The 2,462-nt window shown below is 47.7% G+C and carries 2 protein-coding genes; both read left to right on the top strand.

Annotated features, from left to right (window positions below; all coding sequences use genetic code 11):
• Positions 1–68: 68 nt before the first annotated feature.
• The gene (locus tag ACLGGO_RS35340; RefSeq protein WP_446422817.1) at positions 69–1,370 is read left to right on the top strand and encodes an IS200/IS605 family accessory protein TnpB-related protein; all 1,302 of its coding nucleotides are present in this window, start codon (positions 69–71) and stop codon (positions 1,368–1,370) included.
• A gap of 173 nt (positions 1,371–1,543) precedes the next feature.
• Positions 1,544–2,245 (top strand): uracil-DNA glycosylase, encoded by a 702-nt coding sequence (locus ACLGGO_RS35335; protein ID WP_446339034.1) that lies wholly within the window; start codon positions 1,544–1,546, stop codon positions 2,243–2,245.
• Positions 2,246–2,462: the final 217 nt, after the last annotated feature.

Genomic DNA, 2,462 nt, shown 5'->3' with positions numbered 1-2,462 from the left:
TTCTATTCTGCGCATGAAAACTTCTACTTTTCCCCTTCAAATTAGCTTCTCAAATTAGTTTGTGAGAAATGCGGGATTTACAGCAAGCGCATAGAATCAGTAAGCGTCACGCTAATGGCGTGATAGCTTTCAGCCAAGGGGCGGTAGATACAGCCAAAGCTAACCGCCAACGGCACATTAAGGTGTTAACTGCTAAGGCTAAATCCTGTGAAAAGTGGATGAAAAAGGCTACACGCAAGCTGAAAAATGCCAGCAAATTTTATCGGAAGAAAAACTGGCACAACAGTAAGAGCGGCTGTCAATTCCCTTTGTCGGTTTCCCTTCAGTACAGGGATACTAACTGGCAGAACTTGCGCTTCCAATTGCACCACAAAAAGCGCAAGCTTTACCACTACCAATTGCAGGTCAATTATCTCAAGGTAGCTCCCATTCGGGTAAACATTCCCAAGGGACAAGCTTTTGTGGTGGGATCTAAGGACGAATCATTCGGCAATCAGACCTGCCAATGGGACGGAAAAACAATCAAGATTCGAGTTCCTTACTGCCTAGAGGACAAGTTTGGCAAGTATGTGTCATCTGAGATTGGAAATTTTCCACGCCAGGTCAACCGACTGCCATCAGAAGGCGCTAAGACCTGGCACTTTTACCGAAAAGATGGCAGATGGTGTGTGGCTGTCCAATTCACGCCTAAGCCCGTTGAGAGATTGTCCAGATCAATCCACTACAGCTGCATTGGCATAGACTTGAATCCTGGATCGATTGGTTGGGCATACATCGATCCAGAAGGCAATCTAATACACCATGGACAAATGTCTATTCAGATGGGCTTGCCACGGGGAAAACAGGACGCCGCCATTAGACAAGTTTGCTTCCTACTTCTGCAGATGGCGCGCGCCTATAAATGCCCGATTGTGTGTGAGGAGTTAGATTTCTTCGGTAAGAAGACCCAACTCAGAGAAAAAGGAAAAAGGTATGCTCGAATGTTGTCTGGATGGGCGTATAGCCGCTTTTTTGAGATGCTAACTGCCATCTTAGGAAATCGCGGCATAGAAGTCAGACAGGTCAATCCTGCTTATACCAGCCTGATCGGTCTGGTTAAATATGCTCGGATGTACGGGCTAGCCAGCGATGAAGCGGCGGCACTGGCGATTGCCCGTCGTGGAATGAAATTAGGAGAAAAATTACCAGACTCCATAACCGCCTATCTGTCGGTGAACGATAGAAAGCACGTATGGAGTCATTGGAACCAACTGAATACCAAGCTTAAGCGCTTGATCAAAAGTAGGCACGCCTACTATGATATCTCTAACTGGGAGTTTTTGGCTAACCCTCAAGCGGGAAGCTGCAACGCACTAAAAATAAGCGCTTAAAGAAACTTATACCGTTGAGTTTTGCCTATGTTTGTTTACTTTTGAGTAGATGTGACTAGGTTTTTGGAAGCGGTTAAATGAGACCCAGAGTTCCGATTTTTTGCACAAGTCAGAGATTGATCACAGGATATGAGAAAATTCAACAAGCAGTCGGATTGTCCGAGCTTAAATTTATGTCTCACGAATCCTCAGAACAACTCAGTCTCTTTGACCAGTCAGGGTTGACATCTTCTACCCCTAATGACTTCCAACCGTCATTAATTCCTACGGATGCCAAGATTCCGATTCCTCCTGGCACTTACGACTCCATGGAGCCACTGGCAGCTCATTGTAACATTTGTCAGCGCTGTGAATTAGGAGCGACTCGCACCCATGCGGTAGTGGGGCGGGGTAATCTTCATGCTCCGATTATGATCATTGGGGAAGCCCCTGGGCAAAATGAAGACGAGCAAGGTTTACCGTTTGTCGGGAGAGCCGGACAATTGCTGGAGAAGATTCTCGCCGCTGTCAAACTGGATAGTGAACGGGATGTCTATATCTGTAACATGAATAAATGCCGCCCTCCTGGTAATCGAGCACCTACTCCTGATGAAGTGGCGGCTTGTAAACCTTATCTACTCGAACAAATTCGCTTAGTCGATCCCAAGATTATCCTGCTAACGGGCGCAACGGCTGTCAAGGGGTTAACGGGTGAAAAGCGCGGGATTACTAAAATTCGTGGCACTTGGATGGAATGGGAAGGGCGAGAGTGTATGCCAATTTTGCACCCGGCATACCTATTGCGGAATCCCTCACGGGAGCAGGGTAAGCCGAAGTGGCTGATGTGGCAAGATATCCAGGCGGTGCGTGCCAAATTAGATGAACTGCAATCCTAGAGCGTCGCTTAGAGCAAGGGAGCATGTCAACGCAAGTAGGTTGGGTTGAGGTACGAAACCCAACGAGAGCAGGTTAGCTTGAATGTGCTGTCCCTGACATGCTCCCTAGAGTGAGAAGTAGAGACGTTCCGGCTGAACGTGTTATTGACATCCTCCCCCGGCTAAAGAGCGCGGGGGATTCCTCACCACGCCACCTTTTTAGGGGTGGTCGCTGATT

The organism is Coleofasciculus sp. (assembly GCF_046565525.1).
In the GTDB taxonomy this organism is placed as follows: domain Bacteria; phylum Cyanobacteriota; class Cyanobacteriia; order Cyanobacteriales; family Coleofasciculaceae; genus Coleofasciculus.
This window is presented reverse-complemented; position numbering and strand designations above follow the sequence as displayed.